Here is a 15,467-nt window from a genome sequence, read left to right as displayed (position 1 = left end):
AACATTCCAAACACTCCCTAGGTCGGCGGCGCCGTCGGCCGGGGACTCGAGCCCGAAATAGACTTCGTCGACTCTCAAGGCCATTGCGGCGCCCATGCACATCAGGCACGGCTCGAGGTTGACCGCGAGCCGGACCGGGTGGGTCCGGGGCCGCCAGCCGAGCTGCCCGTCGGCGTCGGTCATGGCGAGCAGATCGGCGTGCACGAGCCGCTGCTGCCGCCGGCGGTCCTGGGTATACGCGGTGGCGATGATCTCGCCGCCGTACTCGACGACCGCGCCGATCGGCATCTCGCCGGCCGCCATGCCGTCCTCGGCGGCGGTGATCGTGGCCCGAACCAATTCGTCCGGCGTCACCGTGCCGCCTGCGTGTGCTCGGGTAGATGGGCTTGCAAGTCCCAGCCGGGCAGATCCGCGCTCTGGTGCGGGGTAGCACCGCCGTGTACCGGGATGCGTCCGGGCGTCCGGCGTTCTCCCATCCGCGCAGCCAGGCCCTGACTGTGGTGAGCGATGCCGAGTCGCTGCGGTCGGCGATGATTGTGCCGTCGGTGAGGATCACGGCAGCGGAACTAGCAGTGCTGTGGCCGATACCGCGGGCCTGGGCGCGTAGTGAGGCGACGGTGCGGTGTGGGCCGCCGGTGATCGCCGTGTAGATGTTCCAGGACTGCCAGTCCAGCGGGCCGCGCTCGTAGGGTTCGGTGTGCTGGTGGTTGAGCAGCCGGTCCAGGGTGGTGCGGGCGCCGCTGCGCAGCGGGTCGTCGGTGTTTCGCCAGCCGATCGAGACCCACGATGGTGCCGGGCCGCGGGTGCTCCAGTCGACCCACCGGCCCGGCACGCTCAAGGCGTCCTCGACCGCGGTGGGTGTGCTCTGCGCGTACCCGCCGAAGACGACCGCCTCGACCTGCGGCCGTCCGCCCGCGTGGGTGATCGTGGCGACCAGAGTGGTCGACGGCTGCGCCGCGATCGGCAGGCAGGCCACCAGCCGGCAGCCGGGGGCGAGCTGGTCTGTCCACGTCTGCGGGAGCCGCGGGAAGGCACACCACGCGATGATCCGATCGAACGGGGCCGACGCTGGGTGGCCGGTAGCACCGTCGGCGACGTGGCAGGTCACGCCGGTCACCCCTCGTTGATGATGTAGCAGATTCGCCCACCCGGCCAGGTGCTCGCTGATATCGAGACTGGCCACCTGCCCGTCGGCGCCGGCGAGGGTGGCGAGTAGCGCACCGGAGTAGCCAGAGCCCGTCCCGATCTCCAGCACCCGGGCGCCTTCGAAGACGCGCAAAGCGGTCAGCTCGCGGCGGATCGAGGCCGCGTCGGAGCGATGCAGGGTCTCTCCGCGCTGGTCGTGGTGGGTGTAGAAGCGTTCCGGTACGGCGCTGAACGCGGCGTCGATGGTGTCCAACGAGGCTCTCTTTCGCAGGATTGGCGGCGGCAGGGTGGGGCGGGATGGGTGGGTGTGGTCAGAACAGGGTTTCCTGCCCGGAGCCGGTCGCCGGTGGGGGTAGTCCGGCGAGGTGGCGTAGTTGGGCCAGGTGCGACCAGCGGTAGCGGGTGCTGCCGTCCTCCAGGAGCCGGCGCAAGACCTTGGCGGTGACCGCAGCGTCGGCGAGGGCACGGTGCCGTTCGGCCGGGACCGGAATGTTCAGGTGGTGCAGGAGGTCGTCGAGGCGGTGTGAGCCGAGTTCGGGGTAGCAGGCGCGGGCCAGGCGCAGGGTGTCCAGCATCGGCGTTGCGGCCAGGGTAGGGCAGGCGTGGGCGTAGCGGCGCAGGATGCCGGCTTCGGTCGGAGCATGATGCGCGACCGTCAGATACGGCGGCCGCGTCAGGAGGACGTCGAGACCGGCGAGTACCGCAGCCGCAAGCGGTCGGCCGGTGAGCATTGCTGCGGCAATGCCGGTCTGCCGGGTGTCGGCCGGTGTCAACGGCGCGTGTGCCGGTGGATGGATCAGCGCCTCGTATCGGGCGACACAGTCCAGACCCTCCGGGCGTGTCCGCAGGATGACGGCGCCGACCTCGATCGGTTCCGGTGGAAAGCCTGCGGGCGTGGTGCCCTCGAAGTCGAGGATCACGAAGCCGATGTTCGCGAACGCGGGGTCGCGAAGGTACCGGTCGAGGCTTGTCACGGCAGGTCTTGGCCTTGGTTGGTGCGGATCTGGCGGACCAGCTGGCCGGCGGCGCGGCGGCTGGTCAGGTGGAGAAGTTCGGCGTGGCCGCCGTGCTCCCGCACACCGGCCAGTACCCGGGACAGGTGCCGCCCGCCGATACAACAGGACGTATCTGACGACCTCTGCAGATATGCAGTCGTAGACGCCGTCGGCGTGCTGACCGCCGCGGTAGCGCAAGCTGCGGTGCAGGATGCCGGTCAGGCCCACCAGCGGGTGCGGGTCGAGCACGATGATCGTGTCCGCCGCCGCAGCCCTGAGCGGGAGAGACGCGAGGCTGTTCCCGTCGATGACCCACCGGTCTCGGGCCACGACGTCGCGCTGGCGGGCCGCGAAGTCTTCTTCGGAAACGAGGCGCCATTCCGGGGTGTAGCGCAGCACGTCGAGGTGGGTCACCGGGATGTCGAGCAGCGACCCGAACCAGTTGGCCAGGACGGTCTTCCCGGCTCCCCCCGCCCCGACAATGGCGATCCGTTGCACCCGTTCTCCTCCACCTGATTTCCTGGTCCGCTCAGCGGATGCCGACCGGCTGGTAAGGACACCGACGGCCATGCCAGCCAAGCAGCCGACGATCCCGAACCACCGTGGACATCGATCGCGCAGCACCGTTCATTGGTCACGGCACTCACGGTCGGCAGCTGCGGCACGGTGTCCGGCCGAGGTTCTGCCACCGGGTGCCATGTCATCCAAGGCAGCAGGATGACGCTGGCCAGTAGCAGGCCGGCGAGCAGCAGCAACGTGGTGCGGGCGCTGAGGAACGCGGCCGTCAGCCCGGCGGCGGCGATCACTATCGGTTGGATGGTTTTGCTGCTGACTGCCCAGGCGGCGGTGACCCGGCTCAGGTAGCCGTCGCCGACGGCCTGCATGCGGTAGGTGGCGAAGGCAGGGTTGAAGATCCCCGCGCACAGCAGCAACGCCGAGTCCGCGGCGACGATCAGGGCGAGGCCACCGGTGGAGGGTCCGGCGAGGGGTACCAGGCCCATCCACACGCAGCGGGCGGCCCCGGCGATCAGCAGCGTGCGCATCATCCCGACCCGCCGCATGATCCTCGGTGCGAGCAGGGAGCCGAGGACACCGGCGGCGCACGGTAGGCCGAGGGCGAGGCCGTACTGCTCGGGAGTGAAGGCGAGGTCGCGCAGCATCCAGATCGCGAGTAGCGGGCTGGACGCCATGATCAGGCCACCGAAGATCATGGCGTGCAGGAACAAAGCCCGCAGAACGGGACGGGCGGCGATGTGCCGCCACCCAGCGGTCATCTCCGCTATCGGGTGACGGTCGGCTGACGGCGTGGGCGGGGCGGGTTCGTGATGCCGGATCCGGGCCAGACCGAGCGCGGAGAGCAGGAAGCTGGCCGCGTCGACGGTGATCGCGGTCAGGGCGCCCAGCCAGCCCGCCAGCAGCCCACCGGTAGGTGGGCCGACCGTGTTCGCCGTCCAGAACGTGGTCTCCCAGCGGCTGTTGATCACCACGAGCCGCTCTGGGGGCACGAGCCCTTTCACGAACGGGGTGCTCGCCGCAGTGGACAGGATCGCCCCGATCGTCTGCACGGCCCCGACGACACAGAGCTGAGCGAAGCTCAGGACATGTAGCAGGGCTGCGACCGGGACGCTCGCCAAGGTGATGCAGCGCAGCAGGTCCGCGCCGATCATCGTCGGGCGTTTGCGGTGAAACTCCACCCACGGCCCGAGCGGCACAATCGTTGCGGCCCCGGCGATGCCGGCCACGGCGGCGAGTAGCGAAATCTGCCAGTCCGTAGCGTCGAGCAGCAGGATCGCGACGAGCGGCAGGGCACCGGTCCCGATTCCGCTGCCGGCCTGGCTGACCGCGTACGCGGCCCACGCCCGCCCCACGTCCGATCCCCCGAGCCGCCCGGTGAACAACCCGGCGCCCGCGCGTGCCTGCGCCGGAATCTCTGCGGTAGTCGGTGTGCGGCCGCCCGGGGTCCGGGTCATCGCCGGCCCGCTCGCTCGCCGTCGCCGGGTCGGGTGCCGGCCGGTGGGTCGAGGAGGTGGTCGGCGACACGGTCGGCGGCGTCCGGGTGACCGAGCAGCCGTGCGTTGACGGCCATCGCCGCTCGCCTGCCGGTATCGGCCAGCAGGTCGAGCACCACCTCGCACAGCCGATGCGGGTTCGGGCTGTCGAGCATGACCGCGGCGTTGTGCTCGGCCAGATGCCGGGCGGTACGGCGTTGCTCGTCCCCGCCGGTCGGCACCAGGGGAATCAGCACCATCGGTTTGCCCAGCGCGGTCAGCTCGGCGACCGTACCCGCCCCGGCTCGGGCGACCACGAGGTCGGCGGCGGCCAGCAGATCCGGTAACTCGTCGTGCAAGTAGGCGACCGGCCGGTACCGGGCCGCCAGCGACGCGGGCAGCCCGGCCGCCACCTGCCGGGCCTGTTCGATGTTGGCGGGGCCGGTCTGGTGGACCAGCTGACAGACCGGCAGCAACTGCGGCAGGACCTCAGCGACCAGCTGGTTGATCTGCTGGGCGCCCTGCGCGCCGCCGCTGACCAGCACCACCGGCACCCCGCCGTCGAGGTTCAGCGTCATCCGGGCCCGTTCGGGGTTGCCGGACAGGAGTTGCGGGCGGATCGGGTTGCCGGTCACCACCGCCCGCCGCTGTGCCCGGACCGGTAGATGCCGCATCGAGGACCGGTGGCTGAGCAGGACCCGGTCGGCCAGCCGGGCCAGGACCCGGTTCGCCGCGCCGACGGCGAGGGTCTGCTCGTGCACGACGAGGCGGCGGCGTAGCAGCCAGGCGGCGACACCGACCGGCAGCGCCACGTATCCGCCGGTCGCGAAGACCACGTCCGGGCGGAACCCGGCCACGATCCGGGTCGCCTGGCCGATCCCCACCGGGACGCGTGGCAGATCGGTCAGGTTCGCCCACCGTTCGCGGCGGTTCGGCGACCGCCGGAACCGGCCGGTGCTGACCTGCGCGAACGGTATCTGCTCGGCGGCAGCCACCCGGGCTTCCAGGCCGTCGCCGACGCCGACCCATAGCACCTGCACGTGCCGGCCGGAGGCGGCGCGGGCCTGCACCGCCCGGATCGTGGTCAACGCCGGATAGGTGTGCCCGCCCGTCCCGCCACCGGTGACCAGCAGCCGCAACATCCCACCGCCCGTGCTCATGCCGCGGGGCCAGGTTGTCCGGGAGGCACGACCTTCACTCCCGGCCACCGCGTACCCGGATCGTGCCGGGCCAGCCGGGCCAAGGACTGCTCGACGCTGACCCGGCGGGCGTTACGTCGCCAAACCCCGTCGAGCAGGTCCTCGAGACCTAACGGCGCGCACACCTCGATCGTGTCGTCGCCGGTCAGGCGGGCGGCGACGGCGGTCGCGGTCTCGGGCCACGTCGCGACCGCGTCGCGGATCGAGGTCAACGCCTCGACCGGGCCGCCGCCGAACCTGCCCGGGTACCAGGTGTGCACGGCCGCCTGGTTCTTCGCCTCCCACAGCACACCCGACAACCGTCCGGCGAGCCGGCCGGTCGCGCGCAGGTCGTTGTCGCGGCTCAGATCAGCGGGGTCGAAGAACGCCACGTCGACGTCCCGCACGTTCTCGGGCCGGAAACCAGAGCCGTAGCGTTCACCCCACACCAGGTCCCGCAAGACCCCGGCACCGATCCACGCGTCGGCCAGGCCCTCGTCGCGGACCGCACCGAACACGTTCATCAGCCACGGACTGGACCGGATCAGATCGGCCAGAACGTTCTCCACGAAGTTCCTCCTCGTGTGCGGCGACGGCAACCGGGTTCAGCGGCGCCCGTCTTCCAGGTAGGCGGTCCCGCCCTCGTGGCGGGGCAGGGATCACGGTGACATCAGTCAACGGGCTCTCCCCGGTCGCGAGCCGTGCCGCCGCTCTGCAATGCGGTGGCGGTGGGCGGCCGGGTCGCCGTGACGGTCGTCGGTGATGGACTGTTCAGGCGTGGGCGGACCTTGTCCGCCACCCGGCCCAGAACCGTCAGCGGGTCGTAGCCGAGGCTGGCCGCCGCGACCAGCGCGGTGAAGGCGACATCGCCGAGCTCGTCGGCCACGTCCTGCCGACCGTGGGTGAATCCTTTGCGGGGGTTCTGCCCTATCGTGCCGATCCACGCGGCCGCGGCTTCGCCCGCCTCCTCCACGATCTTCAGGATCCGCAGGCCCAGCTCGGCGTCGCCGGTGCCGTTGTGCTCGTCCAGCCAGTCCCGGGCCAGCTCGATCGCCTCCCAGATCGCGGTGTCGTGGCCGTCGGCGATTTGCGGCGCCGGCCTCCGGGTCCCCGGTGTGGTGGTCGTTCACGGAAGTTGGCCTCCGTTCGGTGTGTGGCGTTCCCGGGGTTGGCCGGCGTGGTTTTTCTGGGCGCAGCGCCGGCAGAGCAGGGGGCAGGGGGTCAGCGCGGCTGTTTCGGTGAGGTCGCTGTCGTGCAGGATCCGCGCCACGCTGTCCTCAACCGTGGATTCCTCGGTGATGATCTGCTCGCCGGGCAGTCCGAGTAGATCCATCGGGGTGTACCAGCCGCGCATCGTCTCGGCGGTGACGTGGGCGAGGTCCGGGCGGCCGGCGTGCCGGTGCAGCGTCTCGTCGAACGACACCTCGAGCCAGAACGCGAACGTTGGCCCACGGTGGTCGGCTATCAGCTCACGCAGGGCCGGCCCGTACTGCCGCGTGTGCAGAATTCCTTCCAGCACCACGTGATAGCCGGAGTCCAGGGCCGCGCGGACCACGGTCGTAATGAAGCCGGGCGCAACCCGTGGTGCGTGGTCGCTGCCGTGCTCGCGCAGCACGACCCGGCGCAGGTAGTCCTGCTCGATCAGGGCACACCCGCGGCCGTAGCGGCGCCGGACCTCAGCGGCGACGGTTGACTTTCCACTGCCACTGTTCCCCCGGATGATCACGAGCGTCGGCGCCAGGGACACGCTCACCTACCTTCTCCGAGGGTGGATACGAGTTCGAACAGCCGGTCCACCGCCGTGCGGGCTGCCGTCGACGCCGGCCACAGCGTGGGCAGACGGTCGTCGAGCAGGTGACGCAACTGTTCGACGATGGTGATGTCGGGGATGTTCAGCTGGTTGCAAATCGCGGCCCGGCGCGACCGGTCGCCGCGCGCGTGATATTTGGCGGCCAGCTGGACCAGCAGGAGCAGGGTGGCCGGGTCGTCCGGGTCCGAGCCGCTGGTGTCTGTCGGCGGACATAGGGCGAGCAGGTCCAACAGGCCCAGCTTCGAGCGCGGCATGCGGCCGCGTTCCATCAGCACGCGGCTCCCCGTGGGCACCGCGACCGTGATCGACGGCCACAGATACATGTCGACCAGAACCGGAAGACCGGCCATCTCCAGACACACCGAGAGGAACGCGCCGCCGTCCGGCGCGTTCCTCGGCTTCGGCCGGACGAACAGCACCGTGCCCGGCAGTCCGAGCCCCCCGAACGGGTGGGTGCGCAGGGCGGCCGGGACGGGGCCTTCGATGGCGACGATCAGATCCACGTCGCTGAAACCGTCGCCGTCTGCCCGGCCCAGGGAGCCGACCAACCACACCCCCGCGGCCAGCGGGTTGTCCGACAGCACCTCGACGGCCTCGTCCAACCACCTGCCGCGCGCGGTGACAACGCGCCCGAGTACCTCGGCGCTGGCCGGCGGTCGGGCTGTTGCTTTCGTCGGCTCGGAGTCGCTGGTCACCCCAGCTCCTCGCTGACGGTCGAACGGTCCGCACGGGTCTGGTAGCCGGAAGCTTGCAACGCGAACAGGGTCGCGTAGCGGCCGCCGGCTGCCATCAGCTCGTTGTGCGTTCCCTGCTCATCGAGTCGCCCGTCGTGCAGGACGTAGATCCGGTCGGCGTCGATGACGTTGGCCAGCCGGTGGGTGATCAGGACGGTGGTCTTGTCGCCTTGGCGGGAGCGGATCGACTGGAACAGAGCGTGCTCGGCGCGCGGGTCGAGCGCCGACGACGGCTCGTCCATGAGCAGCAGCTCGGCGTCACGGTAGAAGCCACGTCCGGCGGTGATGCGCTGCCATTGCCCGCCGGACAGTTCCTGCCCGTCCTTGAACGTGCGATCGAGGAGGGTTTCGTAGCCGTGGGGCAGGGCGGTGATCGGGTCGTGGGCGGCGGCCTGCCGGGCCGCGGCCTCGATCCGCTCCTGCACCGGTTCCGCGTCCAGGTCACCCATGGCGATGTTCGTCGCCGCCGTGTACGGCCACCGGTGGTGGTCCTGCATGACGACCGCGGTCCGCGCCCGCAGGCCGCCGGTGTCCCAGTCGCCGTACGGGCGGCCGTTCCACTCGATCACCCCGCCGGTCGGGGTGCGCAGACCGGCGATCATGGCGGCCAGGGTCGACTTGCCGGAGCCGTTCTCGCCGACGAACGCGACCGTCTGCCCGGCAGCGATGGTGAGGCTGACGTCGTCGACCGCCGCAATATCGCGGTCAGGGTATCGCAGGCTGACCCCGCGGACCGTCAGCTCCCGCAACGGCCCTGGTTTCTCGGCCGCCGCGGCCGGCGTACGAAGGTAGGCGGCAGCTCGGGCGAGGAAGTCGACATACTGCTTGAGGAACTGGCCATTGGTGAACACCCGGTCGAGCTGGAACGTCACCGACGCCAGGGCACGCTGCGCGGCCTGGATGGCAACCACGCAGGTCACCGACGCCGCGAGGGGGACGTGGCCGGCCAGTAGCAGCCAGCCGAGCAGCACCCACACCCCGCCGAGGCCGAGGCCGCTGATCGTCGCGCCGATGCTGGTCATCGTGGTCGTACGCCGGGCCAGATCCAGATCCACGTCAGTCTGGGCCTGCATCACCCGGTCGAACTGGCCCAGCACGAAGTGCCGCAGGCCGTAGCCGCGTAGTTCCGGTGCCGAGTTTCGTTCGGCCATCTGCCTTTGCAGGACCCACAACCGGCGCCGGCGGACCGACCCGGCTACGAACGTGGCGTAGCGAAGGTGCCCGGCCCGTAACGCCGCATACGCATTCGGCACCGTCGCGACCAGCAGAGCGAGCAGCAGCAGCGGGTTGATCAGGGCAACAGCGATAGCGACCGCGGTCAGGTTCACGAGCCCGGCGAACATGTTCGACGTCTCCTGCACCAGGGTCGCCGCGCTGTCCGGGCCGCGGGTGGCGCGCTCCATGTCGTCGGCGAACGCGTCCTGGTCGAAGGCGGCCAGTTCCACCGCGGTGGTGACCTCGAACAGGCGGCGTTCGGCCGTCTGGGTCACCCGCGGGGTCAACCCGTTCTGGGCATACCCCACCACGATCCCCAGGCCACCCCGAACCGCGGTGACAATGGCCAGCAGGATCAGCGCGGGCAGCGCAGCCTTCACCCGGTCGGGGGTCGGACCACCAGCGAACAACTGCACGAGGAACCGCTGCGTCGACAGCAGCCCGAACGTCGCCATCGACCCGGCCACCAGCGTCGCCACGGCCACGACCAGCGTGCGTACGCGATCGGCGCGCCAGCTGATCGCCAATGCTTCGCGGACCAAGCCGGGCAGCTCGGCGAACACCCCGAACACACCGGTCTCCGCCCGCCTGCGGATCCCCACCTCCCAATCCGCGGCCCGCAGTTCAGGAAGGACGGAGTCGAGCACACCGGTGCCACCGCGTTGCGGCGGAATCGGATCCTCGATGGTGGTCTTTCCGGTCGTGGCGCTCACCGGTGTTCGCCTCCTGGAGTCCGCGCAGGGCAGTGGCAGCTGGTGACGGGCATGGACGGGTGTCGCGGCCGGTCATGCCATATCGGTACCGGCCGCCGAAGACCCGGCGCGATGCGACGCGCAGGGCCGGTCGCCGGGGCGGGGGCCTCAGGTCGCCCAGCCGGAGGACTCACCCGTATCCCGACCATGCGACCTCGTCCGGGAGAGGTCGTCGTCGATACCGGCGCAGTGTCACATGCTGTGGCGTACGCCTGCCGGAACCGATGTCCGTCCTCGCCCGATCGGGCCGCCTCAGCGTCTACGCCGACGCTTTATCCATGGTCAGGATCTCCCAGCGGACGCCGGACGGGTCTTCCACGAAGACCGCGTAGTAGCCCGGCATGTAGTCGTACTCCTGCGGCGGATGCACCACGAGGCCAGTACCGACCTTCACGACCGCGTCGTGAACCGCGTCGACAAGATCGCGGCCGTCGACAGCGAACGCGAAATGCTGACTCCCGGGCCGGCCGTGCGTATGCAGAGCGCGGTCGTCGCCCTCGACGGGGTAGAGCAAGATCTCCGGCTCGACCCCGCCCCAGGTACAGATCGCCGGGTCGACGGTGCCGGGCTTATAGCCCAGGGCGCCGAGGAAGGCGTCGTACCAGACTCGGCCAGTCTCAAGGTCGGCTGCGGTGACGGCCAGGTGGTGCAGGATCAGAGGCATCGTGATCGGTCCTTTCGCAGAATCTTCGGGACGTGCCGGTGTTGTGGTTGTTTAGGTGGTCGTGAGGTCGAACGGGCCGGTCAACGAACGGATGCGGTCCAGGGCACGACCCCGCGTCGGCCGCGCCGACGCCTATCGAGAGCCCGGCGTCGGGCAGGTAGACGTCGTCGGTGACGGCGGAGGTGCTCAGGTGCCAGCCGATCACATTGGGCTGGGTGGTGAGGGTGGCTGCGAGTTCGGCGTGCTGGTCGAGCGTGACCTGCGGTCGGCGTTCGGGAACGGTGTAGCAGCAGGCGATAGCGGTGGCCAGCATGGTCCCGTGCGCTGCCGTGCTGGTGGCGGTAGAGACCGGATCGCCGAGACAGGCGCGTAGGTGCAGCAGCCGGGGTCGACGCCGGTGCGGGCCTGCACGGAGTGCGCGACCAGCCCGGAGGCGGGGCGGATCCCGATGTCGAGGAGTACCAGATGCCGTCGTCGAGGCGGAGTTCGACGTGCCTGGCGCCGTCGTGCAGCCCGACCGCGGCCGGCAAGGCATCGGTGATCTTGCCGAGGGTGGGCAGTGTGTCGGTGGTGGCCGGACGTGTCGGTGGGTGAGCATGACCCGGTCCACGAACGGGTGAACCTTGGTGGCGGTCCCCTTCTCGGGCACGACACAGCGGACGGTGCGGCCGTCGGCGATGAGCAGGCGCAGGATCGAGACGTCGTGGGCCGGGCGCCAGAGGGTGCGACAAGCTTTGACGTGCGACCGACAATGAGCTGTGTCTTCGTAGAAGCGCGGACTCTGACCACGGCACAGCAACGAACGCATGTAGACCTTCGATCAGGGCTTAGGAAACGAAGCCGTCCGAAACTCTGGTCAGGCCATCATGTGCGTGCTCCCGGGCACGAACCGCAGGGGACGAGGCACACGCGGCGGCATGCTTGTCCTGATCAGATACGCCTCTGTCTTTACAGCGGATGCCAGCTATAGGACTTGGTTTGGCGAGCCGGCCTCTCATCTCGAGTTTCGGTAGCTCGCCAACTGGGATGTCCAGGCGGCTAGGTCATGCATCCAAGCCGCGGTCGATCCCGCCGACTTCGATGCCCACTTCTGCGCGTTCCTCATCGCGAAGTAGTTCAAAACCCCCGGATCGGCTTCCCGCCACGCGGGCTGTAGTGCCAGCCATCGCTCGGCCTGCTCGGGGGCGTGTCCGGCGCCGATCAGCCACGGGGCGAGCATGGCCGGCTCAACCCACGGTGCGGCCTTGGCTGCCATGGCCCAGTCGACGATCCTCAGGCCGCGAGGAGTCACGATCAGGTTAGCCGGGCCGAGGTCGGTATGAACGAGGGTGTCGCCGTCCATCGCGGGGTGCTCGAACCCGAGCCGTCCCTTCGGACTGAGCAGCGGCACATCGGGTGCTGGCGTGTTGCTGAGCACTGTCAGTGCTTCACCGAGAAGATCCAAGTCGGGGCTTCCTGGGGACAGGTCAGCGCGCGGGCCTTCGCAGTGTTCGAAGCCCACCACCAACCATCCGGCCGCCTCGAAGTACCACTCGACTGCTGGTGAGTGAGACCGGCTGACGGCCTCACTCACTCGCAGCTCGAAACGCAGTGACCGGACACCGAAGTCGGTGCGCGCCGCCTTGACGAACACCTTCCCGGTCGTCCCGGTGACGGTTGCGGCTATCTCCGCGTGGTCACCGGCCGTGGCCGGGATGATGTGAGATCCGCCGACCCGGTCGGCTACCTCTTTGGTGACGGCCTCGGGCAACGCGGTCCAGTCAATGCGCATCGATCAGTTGGCCTTTCAGATTCCCGGGTTCGGCGGGCAGCAGGACTTCGCCTCGCCATCCCAGAACTCGGGGTCGATGTAGTAGCCGGTCGCCTTCAGAGCCTGGCGGGTGTACTCCATGGAAGAGCCGTCCGCCATGCCCTCCGTCAGGATCGGTACGTGGTGCACGAAGCTTCCCGCGACCTGCTGGCAGGCGGCTTGATACGGCTCGGTGTGTTGCAGCGCCGCGTGCCAGGCGGCATCGACGGGCTCGGTCGGGACGACGCGGTAGGACCGGCCGTCCGGCAGTAGACGGCCGAAGTCGGGGTCGTTTTGCGAATCGGCGTGGGCCTTCAGCATGAGCAGCAGTTGCCCGACGGCCCGCCGCGCGTAGGTCTTGGTGACCTCCTGCCGTACAGCGAAGAACTCGGCCAGTTTGTCGAAGGTCTCCGCGTCGATGAGGGTCTGGGGGTCTTTGTCTGCCTGGACCAGCGACGGGTTCGTGAGGGTCATGGCTCCTCCTGGGTGTATGGATCGCCGGCGTTCTGTTGCGCCGGGGAAATCCCGAATGGATGGTTTATCGGTGATGGACGTTGGGGTTGTGTCGTGGTGCGTGGGAGATGTAGTCGACGTTCGGCTCGGTGCGTGCTTCGTGGAGCAGTTCGGCGGCCAGCGCGGTGACGTCGGCGCCGGCCAGCCACTGCGTCAGCAGGTCTCGCGCTGCGGCGACCTGTCCGGCGAAGGCAGCGGGGTCGACAACGCTCGCGGGCGGGATGACCCGCCGTAGGGGGGTCGAGGTGAGCGCGGCCTGCGCCAGCTTTCCGGCGATCCAGTAGCCGGTGCGCTCGCGGGCCACGAAGGTCACGTGGATGCTTTCCTCCGTCTGGCCACGAGCGTGCGGGTTGTGCATCCAGCCGCGCGGCAGTATCAAGATCTGGCCGGGCTCGAGGTCTAGCTCGAAGTCGGGTCGCATCGATTTCATGCGGTTGAGGACGTCGCTGCCTGGCGAGGTGTTGGAAGCGAACTGCCCATTGTGAGGTTCTTCGACCCCAGGCTCCCAGATTTGCCAGGTCTTCCTACCGGCTAGCTGGTAGACCAGACCCATGTTCTGATCCCAGTGGTGATAGAGACCTTGCGCCCCGGCCGGGGTGACGAAGCCGGTGGCGTAGGTGCCATATCCGGTCTCGTTCTGTATCGCCGAGCACATCGCATTCACAACTGGACACCAGCGGTGCAGGTTGCGTAGCTGGACGGTGTAGCCCCGGCCGCGCCATTTCGCGATCTTGCCGGGGTCGAGGTAGCCGTCCGTTGTGTAAGCCCGGGAGTGCAGCGCCGTCCCGTCCTTGATCACGATGAGTTGCTCTGCTGGCGCAGTGCCGCCGGCGAGATAGCCGTTGATTAGTTCTGCATTGACAATGCTCTCAATGCGGCTGTCGACGGGCGGTGAGTGAAGCGCCGGCTTGGCCGGCCAGACGGTCAGCAACTCGCGGACCATGGCCTTGTCGAACAACATCGTGAGGGACATTTCCATCCTCCAGATTGTGGGAGAGGTCAGGTCCGAACTGCGGGTGGCTCCGTGAACCCGCTGCGATCCAGGATCATCTGACCGATACGCACAGCGTCGTGATCGGGCTGGCGGTAATCAGCACGTGCTGCCCTCAGCCTGGCGCCGAGGTTCTTCGTAGGTGAATGTTGTTTCCCCGCAGGTTGGACACCAGCGTTGTTTGACCTTGAAGCTGAGAAGGTCGGTGAGGAACCCGGTCACCAACGCGGCGGCCAACGCCACGTTGGACAAGCCATTCACCTCCCGGTTCATCAGCCGACAGACCGCGCGGACGTGGCTTCTGGTCCATGTCCGGACCGTGAGCGTCCGCGGCCCGGTTGCCGGGCGGCGGAGGCGCTGATTCGCGCTGAGCTCTGACGGTAGGGTGGGTGCGGAGCGGCAACCGGGAAATTGTTTACCGGTCGATCCGGTGTGGGTGGTCAGGATGGCCAGATGCGAGGCATGACCGATGACATGACCAATGGGCAGCGTGTTGCGTTCTATCGCCGCCGCCGCGGCCTGTCACAAGAGGTTCTTGCCGGCCTGGTCGGCAAAACCGCCGAGTGGCTACGCAAGATCGAAACCAACCGTGCCGAACTGGATCGTCTCTCGGTGATCCGCGCGCTCGCCAAGGTGTTGGACGTGTCGTTGGGGGACCTGATAGGCGAACCCAGTCTTTTCTCGTGGTCCGCCGAATCGGGGAATGAAACAATTCCGGCGTTGCGGGCCGCCTTGCACGACTTCCGCCATCTCACTCCCGCCATCCGATCTCTTTCCGATGACGAACCTCCGTTGCTGTCCGCCATCGGGCGCGACGTGGATGGCGCCTGGGCCGACTACCAGAGGTCACGGTACGGGGCTCTTGCCCGGCGGCTGCCGCTGCTGATCCACGATTGCCAATCCGCCGTGCGGCTCTACGACGGCGACGATGCTCAGCGTGCGCAGGCGCTGATGGCTTTCGCGCATCAGGTGGTAGCCCTGTTCTTGACCAAGATCGGTGAATTCGACCTTGCATGGATCGCCGCGAGCCGGGGCCTGGCGGCCGCGAATGCGAGCAACGATCACATCGTCATCGGATCACTGAGCCGAGCCGCAGCCCATGCTCTGGGGTCCATCGGCGAGTACGGCCAGGCACTCGGCCTGGCATCCGTGACCGCCGAGTTTCTTCAGCCGCACCTTGCCCGCCCCACACCGCAGTTGCTGTCGGTGTACGGGAGTCTTCACCTGATGTGCGGTCTCGCGGCCGCCCAGCAGGACGATCGGGCGTCCGCAGGTTCACACATGGGCGAGGCGGAGTCCTGCGCGATACGGCTCGGCGCCGATGGCAACTTCGTATGGACCGCATTCGGCCCCACGAATGTGAAGATCCATCATGTGGTCATCGCCAACGAGTTCGGCGATGTCCAACGCGCGATCGAACTCGGGCCACACCTGGACACCTCGGCGCTACCGGTCGAAAGACGGGTGCGGCACCGGATCGAGACGGCACGGGCCTACGCCCGGTGGAACCGCACAGACGACGCGCTTGAGGCCCTACTCACGGCAGAGCGCATCGGCCCCGATCAAGTGCGCTACCACCGCTTGTCACGCACCCTGGTACGCGAGATGCTCACCCGGCCACGACCCCCGTCACTCGCCGTCGCGCTAAGTGAACGAATGGGCATCGGGAAACGGCTCCCGCGCTGGTGACCC

Annotated in this window: 16 protein-coding genes and 1 pseudogene; 2 read left to right on the top strand and 15 right to left on the bottom strand. The window is 68.8% G+C overall.

Features of this window, described 5'->3' with window-relative positions; translation table 11 throughout:
• The coding region (locus Ato02nite_RS31020) for a deaminase (RefSeq protein WP_213010211.1) at nucleotides 1-354 on the bottom strand (354 nt) is incomplete at its 3' end.
• Between the two features lie 353 nt (nucleotides 355-707).
• Here Ato02nite_RS31020 and Ato02nite_RS51940 point away from each other — a divergent pair.
• Nucleotides 708-1,127 (top strand): hypothetical protein, encoded by a 420-nt coding sequence (locus tag Ato02nite_RS51940; RefSeq protein WP_246607611.1) that lies wholly within the window; start codon nucleotides 708-710, stop codon nucleotides 1,125-1,127.
• Here the strand turns inward: Ato02nite_RS51940 and Ato02nite_RS51935 are convergent.
• The 14 genes and pseudogenes from Ato02nite_RS51935 to Ato02nite_RS30950 form a co-directional block, all read right to left on the bottom strand.
• Nucleotides 1,016-1,255, bottom strand: a pseudogene (locus Ato02nite_RS51935) (protein-L-isoaspartate O-methyltransferase family protein); the annotation flags it as partial. The gene Ato02nite_RS51940 and the pseudogene Ato02nite_RS51935 overlap by 112 nt on opposite strands.
• 202 nt (nucleotides 1,256-1,457) lie before the next feature.
• Complete coding sequence (locus Ato02nite_RS31010) at nucleotides 1,458-2,639, bottom strand: exonuclease domain-containing protein (RefSeq protein WP_213010210.1); 1,182 nt, start codon at nucleotides 2,637-2,639, stop codon at nucleotides 1,458-1,460.
• The gene (locus Ato02nite_RS31005; RefSeq protein WP_213010209.1) at nucleotides 2,552-4,009 is read right to left on the bottom strand and encodes an MFS transporter; all 1,458 of its coding nucleotides are present in this window, start codon (nucleotides 4,007-4,009) and stop codon (nucleotides 2,552-2,554) included. The genes Ato02nite_RS31010 and Ato02nite_RS31005 overlap by 88 nt, the downstream gene beginning before the upstream one ends.
• 98 nt (nucleotides 4,010-4,107) lie before the next feature.
• Nucleotides 4,108-5,289, bottom strand: coding sequence for a UDP-N-acetylglucosamine--N-acetylmuramyl-(pentapeptide) pyrophosphoryl-undecaprenol N-acetylglucosamine transferase (locus Ato02nite_RS31000; RefSeq protein WP_213010208.1), 1,182 nt, complete (start codon nucleotides 5,287-5,289; stop codon nucleotides 4,108-4,110).
• A complete protein-coding gene (locus Ato02nite_RS30995; RefSeq protein ID WP_246607610.1) occupies nucleotides 5,286-5,876 on the bottom strand; it encodes a nucleotidyltransferase family protein in 591 nt (196 codons plus the stop codon). The genes Ato02nite_RS31000 and Ato02nite_RS30995 overlap by 4 nt, the downstream gene beginning before the upstream one ends.
• A 101-nt stretch (nucleotides 5,877-5,977) precedes the next feature.
• Entirely contained in the window at nucleotides 5,978-6,280 is a 303-nt protein-coding gene (locus tag Ato02nite_RS51930) for a nucleoside triphosphate pyrophosphohydrolase family protein (RefSeq protein WP_246607608.1), read from the bottom strand.
• Between the two features lie 153 nt (nucleotides 6,281-6,433).
• Nucleotides 6,434-7,060 carry an AAA family ATPase gene (locus Ato02nite_RS30985; protein ID WP_246607606.1) on the bottom strand — a complete coding sequence of 209 codons (627 nt, stop codon included), beginning with the start codon at nucleotides 7,058-7,060 and terminating at the stop codon, nucleotides 6,434-6,436.
• Nucleotides 7,057-7,719, bottom strand: coding sequence for a nucleotidyltransferase family protein (locus tag Ato02nite_RS30980; protein ID WP_213010207.1), 663 nt, complete (start codon nucleotides 7,717-7,719; stop codon nucleotides 7,057-7,059). Before Ato02nite_RS30980 ends, Ato02nite_RS30985 begins: the two co-directional genes overlap by 4 nt.
• Nucleotides 7,720-7,808: 89 nt before the next feature.
• Nucleotides 7,809-9,779, bottom strand: coding sequence for an ABC transporter ATP-binding protein (locus Ato02nite_RS30975; protein WP_213010206.1), 1,971 nt, complete (start codon nucleotides 9,777-9,779; stop codon nucleotides 7,809-7,811).
• A 298-nt stretch (nucleotides 9,780-10,077) separates the two neighbouring features.
• Nucleotides 10,078-10,482: a VOC family protein gene (locus tag Ato02nite_RS30970; RefSeq protein WP_213010205.1), complete on the bottom strand. Its 405-nt coding sequence runs from the start codon at nucleotides 10,480-10,482 to the stop codon at nucleotides 10,078-10,080.
• Nucleotides 10,436-10,795 carry a hypothetical protein gene (locus Ato02nite_RS30965; RefSeq protein WP_213010204.1) on the bottom strand — a complete coding sequence of 120 codons (360 nt, stop codon included), beginning with the start codon at nucleotides 10,793-10,795 and terminating at the stop codon, nucleotides 10,436-10,438. The genes Ato02nite_RS30970 and Ato02nite_RS30965 overlap by 47 nt, the downstream gene beginning before the upstream one ends.
• 681 nt (nucleotides 10,796-11,476) lie before the next feature.
• Nucleotides 11,477-12,253 carry a phosphotransferase gene (locus Ato02nite_RS30960; protein WP_213010203.1) on the bottom strand — a complete coding sequence of 259 codons (777 nt, stop codon included), beginning with the start codon at nucleotides 12,251-12,253 and terminating at the stop codon, nucleotides 11,477-11,479.
• Between the two features lie 15 nt (nucleotides 12,254-12,268).
• Nucleotides 12,269-12,745 carry a glycine-rich domain-containing protein gene (locus tag Ato02nite_RS30955; protein WP_213010202.1) on the bottom strand — a complete coding sequence of 159 codons (477 nt, stop codon included), beginning with the start codon at nucleotides 12,743-12,745 and terminating at the stop codon, nucleotides 12,269-12,271.
• 64 nt (nucleotides 12,746-12,809) lie between these two features.
• Nucleotides 12,810-13,763, bottom strand: coding sequence for a JmjC domain-containing protein (locus tag Ato02nite_RS30950; protein WP_213010201.1), 954 nt, complete (start codon nucleotides 13,761-13,763; stop codon nucleotides 12,810-12,812).
• Nucleotides 13,764-14,237: 474 nt separating this feature from the next.
• Between Ato02nite_RS30950 and Ato02nite_RS30945 the strand changes: the two genes are divergently transcribed.
• Nucleotides 14,238-15,464: a helix-turn-helix domain-containing protein gene (locus Ato02nite_RS30945; RefSeq protein ID WP_213010200.1), complete on the top strand. Its 1,227-nt coding sequence runs from the start codon at nucleotides 14,238-14,240 to the stop codon at nucleotides 15,462-15,464.
• The last annotated feature ends 3 nt before the right edge of the window (nucleotides 15,465-15,467 follow it).

Origin of the sequence: Paractinoplanes toevensis, from assembly GCF_018332695.1 — a bacterium.
In the GTDB taxonomy this organism is placed as follows: domain Bacteria; phylum Actinomycetota; class Actinomycetes; order Mycobacteriales; family Micromonosporaceae; genus Actinoplanes; species Actinoplanes toevensis.
The sequence above is the reverse complement of the archived record's forward strand: the minus strand, read 5'-3'. Positions and strand labels throughout refer to the sequence as shown.

What these genes read in the sequence shown, in the direction of transcription:
- Ato02nite_RS31000 (WP_213010208.1), bottom strand. Translation starts at nt 5,289, where the DNA reads ATGAGCACGGGCGGTGGGATGTTGCGGCTGCTGGTCACCGGTGGCGGG.
- Ato02nite_RS30970 (WP_213010205.1), bottom strand. Translation starts at nt 10,482, where the DNA reads ATGCCTCTGATCCTGCACCACCTGGCCGTCACCGCAGCCGACCTTGAG.
- Ato02nite_RS30965 (WP_213010204.1), bottom strand. Translation starts at nt 10,795, where the DNA reads ATGCTGGCCACCGCTATCGCCTGCTGCTACACCGTTCCCGAACGCCGA.
- Ato02nite_RS30960 (WP_213010203.1), bottom strand. Translation starts at nt 12,253, where the DNA reads ATGCGCATTGACTGGACCGCGTTGCCCGAGGCCGTCACCAAAGAGGTA.
- Ato02nite_RS30955 (WP_213010202.1), bottom strand. Translation starts at nt 12,745, where the DNA reads ATGACCCTCACGAACCCGTCGCTGGTCCAGGCAGACAAAGACCCCCAG.
- Ato02nite_RS30950 (WP_213010201.1), bottom strand. Translation starts at nt 13,763, where the DNA reads ATGGAAATGTCCCTCACGATGTTGTTCGACAAGGCCATGGTCCGCGAG.
- Ato02nite_RS30945 (WP_213010200.1), top strand. Translation starts at nt 14,238, where the DNA reads ATGACCGATGACATGACCAATGGGCAGCGTGTTGCGTTCTATCGCCGC.